19 protein-coding genes, 1 other RNA gene and 1 pseudogene are annotated in these 17,770 nt (G+C 36.8%); 4 read left to right on the plus strand and 17 right to left on the minus strand.

Annotation, left to right across the window (positions count from 1 at the left end; translation table 11 throughout):
* Positions 1-206: 206 nt before the first annotated feature.
* The 5 genes from ffs to LI954_RS11085 all read right to left on the minus strand — a co-directional run bounded on the left by ffs (position 207) and on the right by LI954_RS11085 (position 2,418).
* An RNA gene (gene ffs, locus LI954_RS11065) (signal recognition particle sRNA small type) lies at positions 207-305 on the minus strand.
* Positions 306-337: 32 nt separating this feature from the next.
* Positions 338-850: a tRNA adenosine(34) deaminase TadA gene (gene tadA / locus LI954_RS11070; protein ID WP_229444542.1), complete on the minus strand. Its 513-nt coding sequence runs from the start codon at positions 848-850 to the stop codon at positions 338-340.
* A gap of 154 nt (positions 851-1,004) precedes the next feature.
* Positions 1,005-1,346 (minus strand): hypothetical protein, encoded by a 342-nt coding sequence (locus tag LI954_RS11075; protein ID WP_229444490.1) that lies wholly within the window; start codon positions 1,344-1,346, stop codon positions 1,005-1,007.
* Between the two features lie 82 nt (positions 1,347-1,428).
* Entirely contained in the window at positions 1,429-2,133 is a 705-nt protein-coding gene (locus LI954_RS11080; RefSeq protein ID WP_229444491.1) for a zinc metallopeptidase, read from the minus strand.
* Positions 2,134-2,232: 99 nt separating this feature from the next.
* A complete protein-coding gene (locus LI954_RS11085) occupies positions 2,233-2,418 on the minus strand; it encodes an Inorganic pyrophosphatase (RefSeq protein ID WP_324254757.1) in 186 nt (61 codons plus the stop codon).
* Between the two features lie 122 nt (positions 2,419-2,540).
* Here LI954_RS11085 and LI954_RS11090 point away from each other — a divergent pair, with 122 nt between their 5' ends.
* Positions 2,541-2,801, plus strand: a complete 261-nt coding sequence (locus LI954_RS11090) for a transposase (RefSeq protein ID WP_202069280.1) — start codon at positions 2,541-2,543, stop codon at positions 2,799-2,801.
* Positions 2,802-2,995: 194 nt separating this feature from the next.
* On the opposite strand, the gene LI954_RS11095 is transcribed toward LI954_RS11090, so the two are convergent.
* The 3 genes from LI954_RS11095 to LI954_RS11105 all read right to left on the minus strand — a co-directional run bounded on the left by LI954_RS11095 (position 2,996) and on the right by LI954_RS11105 (position 3,929).
* A complete protein-coding gene (locus LI954_RS11095) occupies positions 2,996-3,268 on the minus strand; it encodes a type II toxin-antitoxin system YafQ family toxin (RefSeq protein ID WP_202069282.1) in 273 nt (90 codons plus the stop codon).
* Entirely contained in the window at positions 3,261-3,527 is a 267-nt protein-coding gene (locus LI954_RS11100) for a type II toxin-antitoxin system RelB/DinJ family antitoxin (RefSeq protein WP_229444492.1), read from the minus strand. The genes LI954_RS11095 and LI954_RS11100 overlap by 8 nt, the downstream gene beginning before the upstream one ends.
* 174 nt (positions 3,528-3,701) lie before the next feature.
* Positions 3,702-3,929: a hypothetical protein gene (locus LI954_RS11105; RefSeq protein WP_229444493.1), complete on the minus strand. Its 228-nt coding sequence runs from the start codon at positions 3,927-3,929 to the stop codon at positions 3,702-3,704.
* Positions 3,930-3,998: 69 nt separating this feature from the next.
* On the opposite strand from LI954_RS11105, the pseudogene LI954_RS16355 reads away from it, so the two are divergent.
* Together LI954_RS16355 and LI954_RS11110 are read left to right on the plus strand one after the other, a co-directional pair.
* Positions 3,999-4,100 (plus strand): annotated as a pseudogene (locus tag LI954_RS16355) (hypothetical protein); the annotation flags it as partial.
* 253 nt (positions 4,101-4,353) lie between these two features.
* Positions 4,354-4,716, plus strand: a complete 363-nt coding sequence (locus LI954_RS11110; RefSeq protein WP_229441131.1) for a YxeA family protein — start codon at positions 4,354-4,356, stop codon at positions 4,714-4,716.
* 57 nt (positions 4,717-4,773) lie between these two features.
* On the opposite strand, the gene LI954_RS11115 is transcribed toward LI954_RS11110, so the two are convergent.
* The 4 genes from LI954_RS11115 to LI954_RS11130 all read right to left on the minus strand — a co-directional run bounded on the left by LI954_RS11115 (position 4,774) and on the right by LI954_RS11130 (position 10,074).
* A complete protein-coding gene (locus LI954_RS11115) occupies positions 4,774-5,778 on the minus strand; it encodes a nucleoid-associated protein (protein ID WP_229444494.1) in 1,005 nt (334 codons plus the stop codon).
* Positions 5,779-6,261: 483 nt separating this feature from the next.
* On the minus strand, positions 6,262-7,242 hold the full coding sequence (locus LI954_RS11120) for an aldo/keto reductase (protein WP_229444495.1): 981 nt from the start codon (positions 7,240-7,242) through the stop codon (positions 6,262-6,264).
* A gap of 808 nt (positions 7,243-8,050) precedes the next feature.
* Positions 8,051-9,028 carry a Gfo/Idh/MocA family protein gene (locus tag LI954_RS11125; RefSeq protein WP_229444496.1) on the minus strand — a complete coding sequence of 326 codons (978 nt, stop codon included), beginning with the start codon at positions 9,026-9,028 and terminating at the stop codon, positions 8,051-8,053.
* Positions 9,029-9,054: 26 nt separating this feature from the next.
* Complete coding sequence (locus LI954_RS11130; protein WP_229444497.1) at positions 9,055-10,074, minus strand: Gfo/Idh/MocA family oxidoreductase; 1,020 nt, start codon at positions 10,072-10,074, stop codon at positions 9,055-9,057.
* A gap of 217 nt (positions 10,075-10,291) precedes the next feature.
* Between LI954_RS11130 and LI954_RS11135 the strand changes: the two genes are divergently transcribed.
* A complete protein-coding gene (locus tag LI954_RS11135; protein ID WP_202068674.1) occupies positions 10,292-11,158 on the plus strand; it encodes a MurR/RpiR family transcriptional regulator in 867 nt (288 codons plus the stop codon).
* 1,059 nt (positions 11,159-12,217) lie between these two features.
* Here LI954_RS11135 and LI954_RS11140 read toward each other — a convergent pair.
* The 5 genes from LI954_RS11140 to LI954_RS11160 form a co-directional block, all read right to left on the minus strand.
* Positions 12,218-12,718 (minus strand): hypothetical protein, encoded by a 501-nt coding sequence (locus tag LI954_RS11140; protein ID WP_229444498.1) that lies wholly within the window; start codon positions 12,716-12,718, stop codon positions 12,218-12,220.
* Between the two features lie 3 nt (positions 12,719-12,721).
* Positions 12,722-13,405 (minus strand): ABC transporter ATP-binding protein, encoded by a 684-nt coding sequence (locus LI954_RS11145; RefSeq protein WP_202068676.1) that lies wholly within the window; start codon positions 13,403-13,405, stop codon positions 12,722-12,724.
* A 9-nt stretch (positions 13,406-13,414) separates the two neighbouring features.
* Entirely contained in the window at positions 13,415-14,878 is a 1,464-nt protein-coding gene (locus LI954_RS11150) for an ABC transporter permease (protein ID WP_202068677.1), read from the minus strand.
* Between the two features lie 247 nt (positions 14,879-15,125).
* Complete coding sequence (locus tag LI954_RS11155) at positions 15,126-16,442, minus strand: sensor histidine kinase (protein WP_229444499.1); 1,317 nt, start codon at positions 16,440-16,442, stop codon at positions 15,126-15,128.
* Between the two features lie 3 nt (positions 16,443-16,445).
* Entirely contained in the window at positions 16,446-17,123 is a 678-nt protein-coding gene (locus LI954_RS11160; protein ID WP_229444500.1) for a response regulator transcription factor, read from the minus strand.
* Positions 17,124-17,770: the final 647 nt, after the last annotated feature.

A 17,770-nucleotide genomic window follows, 5' to 3' on the forward strand; every position in this document is an offset into this window, starting at 1 on the left:
CAATAAGTGATCGACCTACAAGCCCTTCTGTCCTCTTTAGTATGACAGGAAATAGCGTGTAGGTCGATCATTTTTTCTTTTCATTCTGTTTGGTGTGGGCGATAGCCCTCATGAGTGTTTGTCACAACCTCTTTTTATACTATGGAATTGCCCCTTTTTGTCCTCTGGACCAAAAAGTAAAATAAAAAAGCCCTCTAAGGCTTGATATCATTGAAATAATTCAGACACATGGTGGCACCTGCTTAGTGCTGCTTCCTTCCAGATCTGACACGCTTCACTGGCCCACCATTGTCCTGCCTTTCGGCTTTTATAGTATACCGCATTTTTATTTCGTTGGCTAGTCTTTCTTTTGTTTTTTTAATTCTTTCTTTTTTTGTCGAAGGTCTCTAAAAAAATCAGTCAACAGCTGTCCGCATTTTTCTCCCAAAATACCGCTCTCTACATAAGCAGTATGATTAAAACGTTCATCATCCAGCAGATTCATGAATGTTCCTGCTGTTCCTCCCTTGGGATCAGGAGCTCCATAATAAACTTCGTCGACTCTGGACAAAAGCATAGCACCGCTGCACATTGGGCAAGGCTCCAATGTCACAAAGAGTTGTGCTCTCTCCAGTCGCCAGCTGCCCACATGCTTACATGCCTCTTCAATCGCAAACATTTCTGCATGTGAAGCTGCCTGTTGTGTATGCTCTCTAAGATTATAGCCTCTTCCAATAATCTCTCCATCCAAAACTATGACCGCTCCAATCGGAACCTCATCAATAGAGGCAGCTTTTTCTGCCATACGAATAGCTTCATTCATATAATATTCTTTATCAGTTAACGTCAGTTCTGACAGTTGTTCTTTCATCATTGTCCCTCCGCTAATTTCCACAATACCTGTTTTATTATACTGATTGACAGGACAGCTGTCTATTCCCTTTCTCTATATCATACTCTTTCTCTGTAAAAAGAAAGACAGAAGCAAATGCCTTTCCAGCATTCTTTCTGTCTAAAAATTTCTATTAATTTTGCAGTAAATCTTCCAAGAATGAAGTGAATTTATCTTTCATTCCGCCTGCGTTATCCTTAAGTTTATCTGCATACTCAGAAGTCTTATCACGACCTTCTTTTACTTTATCCAATAAATTTAGGATTGAGTCCAGCTCATCATCTGAAAGATGATCGACAACCTCCATTACCTTTTCATTGCCGCCAAATCTATCTTTAACAATTTTTTTAGCTTTGCAGCGATTTGATAATTGAGAAACCTTTTTAATAATTTTTTCTGAAGCAGTTACAGCAACTACTACACTTGCCACAGCAGCAATACTTAGTCCGACAGTTATTTTTGTTGATGCTTTCATTGTATCGTCTCCCTGCTAATTAAATTTACATTAATCATAACATAAAGCCAAAATACAACACAGTAATTCAACTGATTCTTAGTTAATTTCTGCGATTATTTCCACTAAACAGGAGAATTAAACGTAACAGCTGAAGAAAAGTGGAAAGAGCTGCTGCAACGTACGTAAGCGCCGCTGCTAACAAAACCTTTCTAGCCATAGGTACTTCTTCTTCTGTTAACAAGTTCCCATCAGATAAGATTTTCAACGCTCGTCTTGATGCATTAAATTCAACCGGCAAAGTGACCAGTTGAAATAGTAAGACCAATGAAAAAGCAAGGATACCAATATTAATCAACGTTTGATTCCAGCTCAGCAGCACACCAATCATAATGATTGGAAATGACAGCATGGAACCAAAATTTGCGACTGGAACAATCGCAGCTCTGATTTTTAAAGGGCTGTACCCTGTGTGATCCTGAACAGCATGACCACATTCATGGGCTGCAACACCAATTGCTGCTACAGAAGTGGATTGAGCAGTCGCAGCAGATAAACTGAGTATTTTTTTTCCTGAATTATAATTATCTGTTAAATGACCGGAAATTTGCTGCACACCAACATCTCCAATATGTTCAGACTGCAGAATAAACTGTGCAGCTCTCGTTCCTGTAACATTATTTCTACTCTTCACCTGATCGTATTTTTTAAATGTACTGTTCACATAAGCTGAAGCAATCATGGAAATAACCAGTCCGATAATTACCAGAAAATAGGATGGATGAAAAAAACCGTATATCGGCAACATAGTAAATGCCTCCTTTCTTTGACCTTATTTTACCATGACGGCATGAAAAAAGTATGATTTAACATCTGATTTTTTTAAGAGGCACCTTGTCTGAAGCCTTCACTCAAGCAATGCTACATACGAATCAAAATATCGTTCAATAAAATGGATTGCATCTTCAATCTGTTCCTTTGAAAAACGAACTGAATAAGAAGCTGTCACCCACTTCTCTTCCACATCATCTCTTCGATGAACTATCGCAATTATTTCTCCTTCAAATTCTTTCAAGAGCTCTGACATATCCAAAATATAGACATCTTATTCTTCGCCATCATCGCCGATAACTCCTTCAACATAGCCATAATTAATTGGGTAGATATGCATGTATGCTAATAAAGTAGACACTATTTAAGAAAGGACTTTTGATTATGGGAGACAAACGTAAAACAAAGCGAAAGTTTGACGAGGAATTAAAAAAATCAATCGTAAAACTTTATGAAAGTGGAAAATCACAAAACGCATTAGCTAAAGAATATGGTATTGCCCTATCTTCTGTCACTCGATGGGTGAAACAATATTCTGAAGTTAAAATCGATGACAATACGATCCTCACAGCTCGTCAGTTTAAACAGCTTCAGAAAAGAAATCTCCAAGAGGTATCAATTCACAGCTATTCATTTTATGACTAGTGTTCCTTGACAATTTTCGTATATTCCGACTTATTGACATAAATCACTACGATTGACTTGTCAGAGTAGATGATGCATGTTACCTACCTGGTTCTTGAGACAGAACACTTCTGCTCCTGCGGTTACTCGTCGCACAAAAAGCTTGCTTAAGAAGTTATGAAAAAACCAACTCTCAGTAAGAAAGTTGGTTTTTTCTAAAATAATTCGCTGTGTGAACCTGTTCTTGCTAGTGCAAGAATCAGCTGTTCTTCTTTAACTTGATAGATTAATAGCCAGTCAGGAGTAATGTGACACTCTCTAAAGCCTGCGTAGTTGCCCGTTAGTTGGTGGTCTTTATGTTTTTCAGGTAGAGCTTCTTGCTTTTGAAGCAACGTGATTATTTTCTCAAGTTCTTGAAGTGGCTTCCCTTGTTTTACCATTTTTTTGTAATCTTTTTTAAATTTAGAGGTATAAAAAATATCAAGCATTTAAATCCTCCATTAACTCTTTAACCGAAGAGAAGCCTCCTTGCAAATTCCCATCTTCTACATCTTTTATTGCTTGTAAAGTCTCACTATTTATTTTACGAATTTCAAACGGTATAGCTTGTTCTTTTACAGCCTGTTTTAAAAAGACAGTAATTGCACTTGTCATATTTAGTCCTAAATCATTGAACAACATTTCTGCTTGCTCCTTTAAATCTTTATCAACTGAAATATGAATTGGCTTTTTCTTAGTTGTTGACATCCCTATCCCTCATTTCCTTTCTTTTCTATATTATAACACAAAACAACATAATATATATTAATAAACAACATAATAAATACTGATAAAATGGTTTCCTGAAATCAGAAAACCATTCTACACATTTTTCTATTTTTCTATTTTGTTAATCGCTTCTTCTAATTGCTTCGTTGCTGATTAAATTTGTTTTACTGTTACATTCTGTTCTTTTGACACTGAAACTAGTTGTTCTTTAGCAACTTGAACATCATCAGGGTAAGGCAATGGTACATCGTCCAAACGTGCTAAAGTTTCATTAGCTTCTTCAATTGCCTGTTTCATTGTAATAATGTTTTCATTTGAAGTCTCGGAACCTGAAGTTGAGATCTCTGGTCCTGATGTTAGCATAGAATTAGGACAAGGCAAAATGAGAACACTCTGACTGCACGGTACACTTTAAATGCCAGAAAAAATTATTAACTTAACAAAAGAGCTTTTTCTTCTTTCAAAGAAGTACAACTGGAATGCTTTAAGTACATCGAAGGGTTCTATAACTCCCAACGCCCTCATGGCACCCTAAATATGCTTACCAAATGAAATGGAGGATAAATACTTTGATTCTCGCTAGGTATTTGCTCTTTTTGTGTGTCTACTTTATTGACATTTATCCAATGTTCCCAAAGTCATCTTTATATCCTATGGAACGATCCATGAAGACTTTTACTTTTTTCACACTATTCCCTCCTCGTTCATTCTCATTATCAGACTAACAAAACTGTCACCTCATAGAAAGATATTTCTATGGAAAAAAATTTTAAAAAAAGCGATACTAAGAAAAGAGGTGAACATAATGAAAAAATTGATTGGACTACTAATCATCTTTCTGCTTCTTTCTGGAGGTGCTTGGTATGGTTACAATTACTATTACGGAGGAAAAGATTATTACACAAAGATCACAGTTACAGGAGATGCTGAAAATGGAATAAGCTCAACTGGAGAACCATTTACAAGCTATCATTACACACAAAAAGCCTACGATAAAGATGGGCATGAAGTCACTCAAAAAATGACTGAATACCGTGAAAAACCATTACGCATCGGTGCCTACTTAAAATTGAAAGTAAACAAACGTAAAGGAGTCCTCAGCTGGGAAGAAGTATCACAAAAAGATATTCCAGAAAAGGCTTTGAACCAAATAGAAGCAGCAAAGTAAGAAAAAGGACAGCTCCGGAATTCTCCAATTATTGAGAATATCCTGGAACTGTCTTTTTTATAATTGATTACTGATTTTTTCAATATTTTTCAACGTGATGGAAACTGTTCCATCTGGATTATTGACAAACTCAATCAGATCACTGTTTCTGTATACGTCAATTGGTACAATTAGTTCAATGCCGTTGTCCATTTTCAGTTTTTGCTTTCCGAATTTCTTCTCGGATATTTCCCTGGCCTCCCGAACCGGAGGTGTTTTATCGACAAACTTCGATTCTTTTACTTCTTCCTGATAAGCCATTCGAGCAGAAATATTTTCCTTGAACACCTGCTCAGCAATCTGCTGGTTATCGATGGTTCCAGTTTCTTCAATACTCTCATAAACAGCTTCCTTTACAGAAGCAATCAGTTCAAACTCATCCTCATCATATTTTTTTCCGATACGTTTGACCGCTTTTTTTATTTCCTTGATATTTTCTTCCAATGAAGGAGCCGGCTGAGACTGAATGACTTTTTCAGAAAAATACCAAATCTTTTCCCCAGAGAATTCGTAACGTTTTTCCAAAAGCTCGTAACTCAGAGTATCAAGGTTTATAATAATTCCTTCATCAGGTTTCTGCGTTTTAGAAGGAAGGATTGCCCGATTAATAATCAGTTTATTATAAACAGCTTCATTTTCATAATCGACAAAATGTGTATAGTTTTCTTTATAGTTCAGTTTCAACATCGCCAAATGCAGAACAGTATCTTCTTCATATAGAACGACAAGAATATCCGCACTGGGACCATCCTCGCTTCCAGAATAACTATCGTACCAGTGCTGAACAATTTCCTGACTCTTTGGAATGAATTCGGAAGGAATACCATTCATTTTTTCCACGAATGGACTTTCAGCAACCAGAAGTCCTGTTTTTGTTTGAGCAGTTGACAGCTTATTTATTTTGTTTGTCAGATAAATACGAATGTATTCTATGGTCAAATCCAGCTCATGTTCAGAAAAAACCGGTGTACCGGCTTCCCGGTCAATAATATGTAATGTCGCTTTTTTTAAATAGATATCCAATGGTTGTTATACTCCTTCTATTTTTCAATTGTATTTTGTTTTTTCCAAAAATATGGAATGATTCTATTTTTCAAGCATTAAAAGGAGGTTCCAAGCTGTTTTACTCTCAGAATTCCTTTCTTTCTTCTTGGTCAAATCCTATTCAGTCTACAGGAAATCTTGAAAAAAATCAAAATATCTTTTTGATACGAATAGAGAAAAATTATTGAAAAAGCATCCTTCCCATATTTTAAAAATTACATTCTCTCATCACTAGCAACCCTGTTCATTGCCCAAAATTTTATAGCAAATAGCATAGTGCTTTTTGTGTTGAAACTAACCGGTACTTTTCATTCCAGTCAATAAAGATTTTTTTCTGAATTTTTTAAGCATGATAATACGCTGTAGAAAAACATAAAAATAGAAACCAGTACTACTAACTATCTGATTTCCTTTCAGTAAAGCATTCCAGCCTACGTCCTTTTTCTGCCTGTCCTTCTGTTTCTAGGAGAACCCAACAATATTATGTGGAATATAAGGTTCTTCCAAGTAAAAGATATCTGATGCAGACAGCTGAAAATCTACCGCTGAAGCTGCTGTTTCCACGTGCTTCCTCTTTGTTGCCCCAATAATTGGCGCAGCTACCGAATCTTTCTGTAACAGCCATGCTAATGAAATATGCACTCTGCTCACCTGATATTTCTCAGCAAGCTCTGCCACTCGTTCAATAATTAGACGATCTTTATCAGCGGTTCCATCATATTTTGAACGGGCAATATCATCTGTTGTACTTCGCTCAGTCTGGACAGACAGATCCCTTGTTAATCTTCCGGAAGCAAGCGGACTATAAGGTGTTAACGAAATTTTTTCAGATTGACAGTACGGAATCATTTCCCGTTCTTCCTCACGATAAATCAAATTTAAATGATTCTGCATGGAAATAAATTTGGTCCAGCCATTTTGTTCAGCAATATTCTGAGCTTTCTGAAATTGCCATGCATACATTGCTGAGGCGCCAATATAACGTACTTTTCCTGATTTCACAACATCATGCAGCGCTTCCATTGTTTCCTCAATCGGTGTATTATAATCCCAGCGATGTATAATGTACAAATCCACATAATCTGTCTGCAGACGTTTCAGGCTATGATTGATTTCAGATAAAATTGCTTTTCTGGATAATCCTGAGCTGTTGGGTCCTTCGTGCATTTTCCCATGAACTTTAGTGGCTAACACAATTTCATCCCGATTCGCATAGTCCCTCAATACCTTTCCTAGAATTTCTTCACTTCGACCAATCGAATACACATTGGCCGTATCAAAGAAATTAATTCCCAGCTCGATCGCCTTTCTGATAATAGGACGGCTCTCCTCATCGTTCAATACCCATTTATGAACCCAGTTTCCCCGGTCACCAAAGCTCATTGCTCCTAAACAAATTCTCGAAATATCCATACCAGTATTCCCAAGTTTTGTATACTCCATTCCACAACGCTCCTCTCTTTACTTACTGTAACTATAACAGTTGAAGCGAACTTTAAGTCAAGAGAAATCCAGCATGCTATTTGTAATTTTTTACAATTAAACAAAGTTGATACAACTATTTCTTCTTGTTGTTCATTCCATCCTATTCCCCAGTATTTATGATACCACCATACAAGAAATATCAATCACTATCAACTGGTAGAGGATTTCCAATTGTTTCCACTTGAGCTTTCTTATTTTAAAGACAATCATTTGATTGAATTTAGGTTACCCTAAAAACGAGAGCAGATTCATTATAGAAAAAACAAAGGATAGCACAAAGAATAAATTTCTCCGCTATGCAAGCAGCCTCAGCTTATCTAAAATTAATCATACGATGGGACACTCCCCCGATAGATTATTATTGTATCAGCTTAAAAATTCCTACCTGATCAAGAAGGGGCATTACATGTGTACTTTCTGTTGTACCAGTAATGATTTGTATACTCTATTTTGGCGGAAATGAAACAGCACTCTGCAATCTATTGATCTATTCCCAGCCCTTTTTGAATATTACTTTACCTATTTTCATGATCCCTCACTTGCCCTAAAAAATCATGGGTAAACGATATAAACGCCCACTCTGAACTACAGTTCTCGGCTAGGGCTGTGCTGCTCTTATAGTCTTGACTATTGAACCACTAGCCCCTATTCTTTTCGACTGAATAGAACAAAGGGTCATCAGACAATAAAGATTAAATCTTTCATTGTCCGATGACCGCAATTTTTTTGCAGATTATTTTTTATAAATGATTTTTTTCTTATCATTTCAGCCTAATTGAATCCCTGCATCTTCCAAAGCAAGTTCAACGACTTCCATTACTTTCAGACTGTGCTCCAGCCTTCTTTCCGCAAATTTAGTATCATGTGCAGCGATGACCTGATTAAAGATCCAAAACTCCTCATACAAACGATGCTCTCCCAGTTTTTGATCAATAACCTGAGCTTCAGATTTATTCACCTGCAGTTCAACCTGATTGATAATACTTGTAGGTCCATTAATTATCATTGACCCCTGATTCCCTTGAATGGTCGAGCGAATCGCTGAAGCAGAATCCTTTGCACCAATGCAGACAACCTTTGTATTCGGATAATTCAAAAATAATAACCCGGATGTATCGATTCCCCGTTCAACATTTGCTTTATATTGAACACTTTCCGGCATTCCCAGCAATCCAACCACAAAATGAATATTATAAATATTGATATCCATCAGTGCCCCTCCGCCTTTTTTGGGATCAAAAGCAGGCAGGATTGTCCCTTCTTTAAACGCATCGTAACGTGATGAATACTGAGAATAATTGCATTCAATAATTTTTAATTCACCTAGCTTCGGCAAAGCGTCTTTGACCGCCTGATAGTTTGCTAAATACTGGTTAGTCACTGCTTCAATCAGTATCAAGTCATTTGCGTGCGCAATTTCCTTCAACTCCACCAGCTCAGACAGCCTCAAAGTGAATGGCTTTTCGCAGATAACATTTTTCCCATGTTCCAAGGCCTTTTTAGCGTATGCATAATGCAAATGATTAGGAAGAGCTACATAGACCGTATCAAATGAATTATCGGTCAGACAATGGTCAAAATCCGTATACATCGCTTCAATCCCATAGTTTTCTTTTAAATTCTGCAAATTTTCTATACTTCTTGTTGTTCCGACAATAGCCTTTAATTCTATTTCCGGTATTGCTCCCACCATCGTCAAAAAATCTTTTACAATCATTCCCGCTCCGAGAATTGCCAGTTTCATAGATACAGCTCCTTTTCTATTACTGATTATTTCTGAATCATTTTGCTTCCTTCTTCAAGTATTTCCAGTTGTCGGATTGTTTCATCATCCTTGATCACTTTTTCTTTTCCATTGATGATTGTTTCATACAACCCGTCATAGACACGACTGTAGTCCCCCACCTCGGATACTACTTTTTCTTCATGGTACACACCATTTTCATCAATATAAGTCAGAATACCATAATGCTCCGGTAAATCAATCCCAAAATCACTATTTTCAGGCATATAAAACATTTTTAGATGCTCTTCCTGACGATCCTTCGTCTGCTTCACAAAAGTTCCCTTCTTACCATACACTGCAAAGCTTGGTCGCTCCTTCAATCTAAAGTAGCTCGATTTAACAGAAATCTTCTTCACATCATAATAAAAATCCAGATCAAAATAGTCATTCATCCGACCTTCTCCCAGCAGTTGACGAACATCATAGCGGATACTGTCCGGATTCCCAAAATAGGACAGTACCTGATCAATAGTATGACAGCCATGACCATACAAATAGCTTGAGTTTTTGGAGTATGCTTCTACACTTTCCGGAACTTCTGGACGGAAATAATCATAATGCATTTCCACTTCTAATATGTCACCCAGAATGCCGCTTTCGATCACTTTTTGAACTGTCAGAAAATCTGAGTCAAAACGACGATTTTGATAGCATTGAACAAGTAAACCTTTTTCTACAGCTAAAGCAAACAGCTCTCTTGCTTCTTCAGCAGTTTCAGTAAATGGCTTTTCAACAAGCGCATTCTTACCATGCTCTAAGATCATCTTTCCATAATGAAAGTGGAGGTTGCTTGGTGTGGAAACCACAACCAGCTGAATCTCAGAATCACTAAAGATGTCATTAATCTCTGTAGTGTAATGCACACCCGGCAGCTTTGCCCAAGCAGTACTTTCTCTCGGCGAATAAATTGTCTTAACCTTGATTTTATCTGTTAGTTTTGTTGAAAATGGTAAATGATAGCGATTGGTACTTTTCCCATTTCCTATATAAGCGATTGTTAACATTGAAATTCCTCCTGTCATTTACTTGCACTTTTAATTATAGCTGCATTCTTTGATTTGATAAGACAAACATATAAAACAGGTCATCATTTTCATAATTTTGCTAAACACCAGCAAATTCTTGAACATAATGTTCAAAGATATTGAACATCTTTAACTGAAAACAGTCGCCCAAACAACCAAAATGCGTTACAATAAACAGCATCAGGGAGGAATTGGTATGTTAGTGATTGATAAACTGAAAGATCAGGAAATGTTCACTGTAACAGAAAAGAGAATAGCTGATTATATTTTACAAAATACAGCCGATATCCCAACGATTTATATAGCAGATTTGGCCAAGCTGACGTATGCTTCACATTCAGCAGTGATTCGATTGTGCAAGAAAATCGGCTGCAATGGGTTCCGGGAATTTAAACTGGCTGTTTCAGCTGTTGTTCACAGTCAATTGCATAAACCTGGACCTGTGAATGTTAATTTTCCTTTTGAGCCAAATGATCCTCCAATGGTTATTGCCAAGAAAATGGCTGATCTAACCATGGATGCAGTAAGAAAAACCTTTGTTCAGCTAGATGACAAAACACTTAATAATGCGGTTGAAATGATTTCTTCCGCAGAAAGAGTCTTTCTATTTTCCAAAGGTGATTCGCAGCTCCGGGCACGGAGCTTTCAAAATAAACTGATTAAAATAAATAAATTTGTCATTATTGCTGAGGAGTATTCAGATGAATCCTGGAATGCAGCAAGTTTAACAAAAAAAGACTGTGCCATTTTTATTTCTTATGCAGGGAGGAACGAAAAATATCATCGTATCCTTTCCTATTTTCAACAGGAAAGGGTTCCCAGTATTTTATTGACAGGGAACAATAAATCACCTTTAGTCAAACAGGTTTCTCTGCCAATTATTACGATACAGGACGAATATGATTTTGTTAAAATCGGAACATTTTCATCTCAAGTTTCATTTGAATATATTCTGGATACACTTTTCTCCATGCTGTACGCCAGAGAATTTCAAAAAAATCTGAAGGATTTGAAGAAAAAACAGGACCTGATTCAATCGGGAATACTTAGGGAAGAGGCATGAAAAATTACAAAGAGATTATCTATTTTGCTCTAGTCTATCTTAAAAAAAAGCAGCCGGAAAACCTTCTATTATGAAAAGTTTTCACGGCTGCTTTTTATAGTTTCTTTTGTTTTTTCAAGCGTAAGTTAATGTTAGTTATCTAATTCTATTTCTAAACTATCGCCTGTTTTCACATCTATTTTCACAAAAGCTTCTGAACGACCGTTTTGATCTTTTACTTTCCAGTAAATAGTTATCCGATCTCTTTCAAGAGACCCTTTGATTACTTCGTCCTATCCTGCTGTTTTCACAGCGACAACCATCGCTTTACCGATATCATAATCTCATCCAAATCAAGCTATTGGTTGTTTCTTTCCGCACCATTCTGCTCATCTAAAATCCAGACATTCTTCTTTTTTCGCCACAGCTTCCGTTTTAGCCTCTATTTTTACTTCACAAACAGGTCAGCTCTTCCTGATGCTCGTTAAAAAGCCCCAATGCTTCTACTCCGTCTTAGGCATGAATTACATTGTACTCCTCAACCTTCAATTCTTCAGAAATAAAATTGTCCAGACTTTCTTCACCCTCCACCAGTAAAACACTGAGTAGCTGATTGATTTTCTCTGCACGATATGTTGTACACCTATCCCGACATTTCTTCGCCAGACAATTTAACTTATATTTTAATTATTCTAGTGATAGCTGGCGGGGGTTCGCTTGGTCCTCTCTTCTTTGAGAATTATAGAAGAAAACACATCCCCCAAATTTGAAACTTCGTATCTGTCCACGCCAACGACTCCTTTACCAGTACAAAAGTCTAGAAAAAATAACAGTGAAAATCATATCGTTTATGTTCTGAATCAAAAATTTCTCTGCTATTTCCTACACACTTTTATTGATGGCAGATTATTAGAAATAAACGATTATTATTTATCAATTGCAAATTTTCTGATCAATAGCTATGCATTTCAGAAAAATATTTCTTCATACTTTTATTGTATTCCATTACTCAGCTTCTTTGCTTCCTTTAGATTTTTCTATATACAAGGGTAGTTATCCTTTTATGGTCATCATTTATTTTCATGGTAAAGGCGGCATTCCTTCTGGTGAAGTTTCGCTCCATGTTTTGCCGTTATCCGTGGAGTATTCAGTTCTTCCGTCGTTTATGCGGAATTGTATCACCGTGCCATCGTCTGCCCGATATTGCCCAAATTGCTCACCACCATCAGCCTCGCCGCCATTATGATTCGGGCCATATGCCCCATACGTATCATTATCCCTATTCCCATAAGTATTCTCCCCATTTTGAAACGGCTGTCCGTAACTTGGCTGATTTTGCGGAATTTGACTGCCATTATTGTCTAAATATCTCCAAATTTGAAAAGCGAACATTGCAATACCAGTAATAAAAATACCGCAAAGCAGAGTGAGAATAACTGGACTCTTCTTTTTCATCGATACATCTTTAGGATAGCGATAGGGCTGTCCCTGCGAGGGATTAGAGTACAGGTACGGTTGTGCCGGAGTTTCATCCAAAAACTCGTCCAATGCATACCCTTCATTATCATTATTTCCATTCATCTGCTACGACTCCCTTCTTTGCTTTATTACATTAAGCCGTCCATCCTGTATACCATATACCACATCAGCAATAGAAGTCACTTTTCGTGAATGGGTCACAATAATAACACAGCGATTTTCTTCATGTGCCAAGGCTGTGAAAGTATTCAAAATATCTTTTTCAGTATCTTTATCAAGATTTCCAGTAGGCTCATCGGCAATGAGTATAGCAGGATTATGTGCCAAAGCTCTCGCAATGCCCACTCGTTGCTGTTCGCCACCAGACATCTTAAGAATTTTACGGTCTGCAGTTTCCCTATCAATACCTACCTTTTCAAGCAATCTATAGGCATAAGTTTTTTTATCTTTTTCATGAGACTTACTGATGTGCATTGACAATACAATATTCTGTACCGCAGTTGCATTCGTCAAGAGATTATATCCTTGAAAAATAACGCCAACATTCTCAGCACGGTATTTGTCTCTATCAATTTTTTTCAAACTCATATCTCCGCACAAAATTTCACCGCTTGTAGCTGTATCTAATCCTGAAATAAGAGAAAGCAGTGTGGATTTACCAGCCCCCGATTTACCTACAATAGTATAAACATAACCTTTCTCAAAAGCGGCATCAATGCCCTTTAATACATTCTTTTTTGTATCCTCATATTGATAGGTCACGTTGTTCAGTGTTAATACGTTTGTCATTTTTCTCACCTAGTTCCTTTCCATGAGTATTTTAATCGGTTCATATTTTACAATCTTTCTTGTAGTGATAATACCGGATAGTGAAGATAATAGAAGTGCTATCCCCACAATTTCAATAATCGTCATAAGTTCAAGAGAAATATCAAGATTTTTAAGTGGTTGTGTATTGGATTCATCAGGATTTCCCCCTATTTGTGTTAATGATGCACCTGGCGACAAAATATTATTATTGTTTGCAGCTTCTTCAGCTGCCGCAACCTGTTGCTCCAGCATCATGTTAGTTACGGGTTGTGCAGCAAGACCGCCAACTCCAAGCCCGATAATCAGACATATCGTGGTTATAACTAAGGTTTCACACCAAAGCCCTGCTAAGATTTTAGATTTTTTCATACCCATTGCCCGAAGAACACCGATTTCATATTTACGTTCACGGATAGCGATAGAAGAAAGCAATGCTAAGATAATTGCTCCAAAAGCAAGTACAATGATAACAAAAGTGACTGATATATTTTTCAGTCCTTCAACAGGACCGACTACCTTGCTGTAGCTACTTGAGTCGGTTGTAACATCAAACACACTTTCAAGTCCTTTTTCCTTAACTTCAGCAGTAAAAGCATCGAGCAAATCAGGATTTTTAAGATAATATTTTGCAGCCACTTCAATCCCAAACAATCCATCCACAATTTTTTCACTCAGTGTTTCAAAAGTAGTCAGAATTTCATTACGGCGGTTAGCATAAGCATTTTCCATCATACCAGCGCTGTATTCATCGGTGATATCGGTATAAGTCCCAACAATAGTCATTTTCCATTCAATATCAGTATAATTTGAATTTTCGGGAGTATCCCCTACTTCCTCCAGTGCAGAAGTAACCGTAATTGTATCACCAATTTTAAGTCCACTGCTCTCCAAAAGTTCTTTACTGATTATACATTCATCTCTATTTTTAGGATAACTGCTATCAGTAGTAAGTTCACGCAGGCCGTTTTCAAAATCCATATAATCTCCTGCCATAATTTTGTGGTAATAATTCCTGCCGACTTGCTCAGTTATTAAATCTCCTCCCTCGGTTTTAGAGCTGAGAGATGGACCGCCGCCCGTACCTTTTTCTTTATCGATAGGGTTTAACTGGTCACTGTTGCCTTTAGTAGTTGCGGTATAAATACTGCTTTGTAAATAATCCGATTCCCCGAATTTAATTAAATCCTCCGAACTGATTTTAGGTTGTCTTATTATAAGATTATCACCTGTGTTATTTTTCATTGCTTCCTCTTGCACCCTCTGCATATTAGGCGAAATGTTGACTTCCGAGCCAAATCGTGTTTTATAATCAGTTATTACACCATTTGCGGTGTTGTTAATCATCAGAGCCGTTACCACTGACACGATTATGACAAAAATGATTCCACCAATCATCAAGTTTCGTCCACGGTTGCGAACAAGGTTTTGTAATGCATTTTTGACAATGTACATATTCATAAACTCCTTTTCTAATTTTGGTTTGTTTTGTCAATACCAATTGCTTTCCATAGCTGCTGCCTTGCTATGGTTAATAGTTTGATATCCGAACCTTGCATGGACCTGTACTGAAATAAAAAATTTAGAATTCTCTGAAAATAATTTCAAAAAAAACTTACCAATAAAACACCTCGGAGTCGAAAAGTAAAAAATACTTTTCGACTCCGAGGTACTGGAAAAAGGATAAAATATCAGATATGTTTTAGATTTCAAATGTAAAAGTAAATTCAGTCCATTCATTTTCCATGCTTTTAGCGGTAATTTTCCCATCAATCTGTTCCACTATACTTTTAGCGATAGATAATCCAAGTCCATAACTATTTTCATCATTGCTTCGTACAGTATCAGAACGGTAGAAGCGGTCAAAAACATGGGGGAGGTCTTTTGCAGAGATTCCTTTTCCCGTATTTTTCACTGTACAGGATACACGGTTTCTCATCCTCTGTACCGTTATCTCAATACTGCCGCTTTCATCCGTATATTTGATTGCATTTTCATATAGTATAATAAATACTTGACGGAGAAAATCCACATACCCATAAATATCCCCAGCAAACTCGATTCTTCGTTCTATTCGTAAATTCTTGATTGCAGCGGCGGCATCCATTGACTGCATAACCTCATGAATCATCGCTGATATATCAAAAGATTGCTTTTCGGTTTTGGTCTCCATTCCCTCTATCTTTGCAAGAGTTAAAAGTCTATTTATAAGTTTACTCATTCTATCAGTACCGATTCTAATATAACCAAGCCACTCCTTTTGGCTTTTGATGGTTTCATCCTCATTGGCTTCTAAAACATCACAATTGGTCATGATAGTAGTCAATGGTGTTTTTAATTCGTGAGATGCATCGGCTATAAATTGCTTCTGCTTTTCCCAGCTTTCCGAGATAGGCTCGATGGCACGATTGGCGTAAATGATACTGATAACGAAAATAACAGCCAACATTCCCATTCCTACAAGTAAAAAGGTTATTGCTAAGTTACTTAAATTCTTCTGCATATCAGTAACATCTAAGAACAAGATTTGAAACTGGTCTTCGGATTCAAATCTTGTTTGCTCGCCATTTTGTATATGGGTAATTTGCAAAGGTGCAATTTTATACCTCCATGTACGTCCTGCTATAACAATAGCGGAATCGTTATTTTCTTCCCATGCAATACTTGCAGCCTCGGCATATTGAGTGCCGGATATATCAATCAAACTATTTATTTCCAAGATATTTCCAAACTTGTCAACAGTGAGAATAAACGAGGGAGCATAGTCGGAGGTGACCTTGTTAAATGAAGTAACCCGTTTCTCATCAACGCTTTTGCCCGACAAATCTACACCAGAATCTTCTGGAGATTCCGATTCACTAACGGTAAACGATCCTGTCACATTATTGAGCTTTTGTTCAATTTCTGACTGGGTATTTCTGTATGTGGTCAAATAAACAACGCAAAAAGCGGTCAACATCACAATTGATGTAACAAGTATATTCAAAACCAAAAATTTATTGCGTAGCTTTTTAAACATTTTTTATTCCCCTCCGGTTAACGTGTATCCGGCTCCACGTATGGTATTTATAGATATTCGTGATTTGACTCGCGTTAATTGTTTGCGTAAACGTGATATGTGGATTTCCACATGATTGTCCTCCGCTTCAGTATCATACCCCCAAACTCTTTCAATAATAGTATTCTTTGAAACCACGATATTTCTATTATCAATTAAAAGTTCTAAAAGCTGCCCTTCTTTTAATTTAAGCATAGTCTCATTTTTAACGCATTTCAACACAAGCGTATGAGGCGAAAATTCAATATCTCCAAAAGTAATCACACCATTGTTGCATAGTTCCGGCTTTCTGCGGTGTAGAGCACGCAAACGTGCTAAAAGCTCATCGGTATGAAAAGGCTTTGCAAGATAATCATCTGCTCCAAAATCAAGGCCCTTAACCTTGTCCTCAATTTGCCCTTTTGCAGTCAATAGAATTACCGGGGTACCAATTCCGATTTTTCGAATTTCACTGAGTATTGTTAGACCATCTCTTCCAGGCAACATAATATCTAATATAATTATGTCATAAATGGACGAACGTGCGTAAGCAAGCCCTTCTGATCCATCATGTACTAAATCCACAGTATAATGATTTTTTTTTAATATTTCGGCAACAGCTTTCGCCATATATTTTTCATCTTCAACCATTAAAACACGCATGGAAACTCCTCCTAAAACTCATATAATAGAAATAATAACATCCAAACCTGTACTGAACCTGTATTAAAAATTTATTTTTTTCGCAATTTTTTAGTTTTTCCCTACCCTCTTAAAGTGTGTGATTATATTGTAAAACATTAGTATTACATAAAAGAAAACAGAATATTCATCTTTCATTAAAAAGAAGCTGTTCTAACATAGAGAATGACTTTCTCGAGAAAATTTACAACGATCTATTTTCATGAAAATCTGGTCCAACATACAAGCATTGACTGCAACTCAAATAGGAATCAATTATTCAAATGAGCGAAAAATCATATAGCAAAACAAGGAGTAGCTCGTTGTTTTCGCTTCACTTGTTTCATTGCTTCCTTTAGATTTTCTGGTTCTAGAATTTGAATTATTTGTTTTCTGTATACATGTGTGTTACTCCCTTCTTTCTCGTATTCTGCTAGTGTCCTTTTTTCTTCTCCCAATTGAAATTTCCTAACAATAAAATTGTTCAGCCTTTCACTTTTACCAGCTTTCGCTAGTTGCCTTCATTACTATAGTATCCGCTCCTGTGATTACTCATCACAGTCTTTATATTTGCGGAATAACCGCAGGGACAAAAAGAATTTTGGCTAACTTCTCACATTCCGGGTTTC

This window comes from Enterococcus sp. CWB-B31 (assembly GCF_020567645.1).
Taxonomy (GTDB): domain Bacteria; phylum Bacillota; class Bacilli; order Lactobacillales; family Enterococcaceae; genus Enterococcus_L.

Bases quoted from the DNA above. Each gene is read 5' to 3' on its own strand.
- tadA (WP_229444542.1), bottom strand. From the start codon at position 850: ATGAAAGAACAACTGTCAGAACTGACGTTAACTGATAAAGAATATTAT.
- LI954_RS11075 (WP_229444490.1), bottom strand. From the start codon at position 1,346: ATGAAAGCATCAACAAAAATAACTGTCGGACTAAGTATTGCTGCTGTG.
- LI954_RS11080 (WP_229444491.1), bottom strand. From the start codon at position 2,133: ATGTTGCCGATATACGGTTTTTTTCATCCATCCTATTTTCTGGTAATT.
- LI954_RS11090 (WP_202069280.1), top strand. From the start codon at position 2,541: ATGGGAGACAAACGTAAAACAAAGCGAAAGTTTGACGAGGAATTAAAA.
- LI954_RS11095 (WP_202069282.1), bottom strand. From the start codon at position 3,268: ATGCTTGATATTTTTTATACCTCTAAATTTAAAAAAGATTACAAAAAA.
- LI954_RS11100 (WP_229444492.1), bottom strand. From the start codon at position 3,527: ATGTCAACAACTAAGAAAAAGCCAATTCATATTTCAGTTGATAAAGAT.
- LI954_RS11110 (WP_229441131.1), top strand. From the start codon at position 4,354: ATGAAAAAATTGATTGGACTACTAATCATCTTTCTGCTTCTTTCTGGA.
- LI954_RS11120 (WP_229444495.1), bottom strand. From the start codon at position 7,242: ATGGAGTATACAAAACTTGGGAATACTGGTATGGATATTTCGAGAATT.
- LI954_RS11125 (WP_229444496.1), bottom strand. From the start codon at position 9,028: ATGAAACTGGCAATTCTCGGAGCGGGAATGATTGTAAAAGATTTTTTG.
- LI954_RS11130 (WP_229444497.1), bottom strand. From the start codon at position 10,074: ATGTTAACAATCGCTTATATAGGAAATGGGAAAAGTACCAATCGCTAT.
- LI954_RS11135 (WP_202068674.1), top strand. From the start codon at position 10,292: ATGTTAGTGATTGATAAACTGAAAGATCAGGAAATGTTCACTGTAACA.
- LI954_RS11140 (WP_229444498.1), bottom strand. From the start codon at position 12,718: ATGAATGGAAATAATGATAATGAAGGGTATGCATTGGACGAGTTTTTG.
- LI954_RS11145 (WP_202068676.1), bottom strand. From the start codon at position 13,405: ATGACAAACGTATTAACACTGAACAACGTGACCTATCAATATGAGGAT.
- LI954_RS11150 (WP_202068677.1), bottom strand. From the start codon at position 14,878: ATGTACATTGTCAAAAATGCATTACAAAACCTTGTTCGCAACCGTGGA.
- LI954_RS11155 (WP_229444499.1), bottom strand. From the start codon at position 16,442: ATGTTTAAAAAGCTACGCAATAAATTTTTGGTTTTGAATATACTTGTT.
- LI954_RS11160 (WP_229444500.1), bottom strand. From the start codon at position 17,123: ATGCGTGTTTTAATGGTTGAAGATGAAAAATATATGGCGAAAGCTGTT.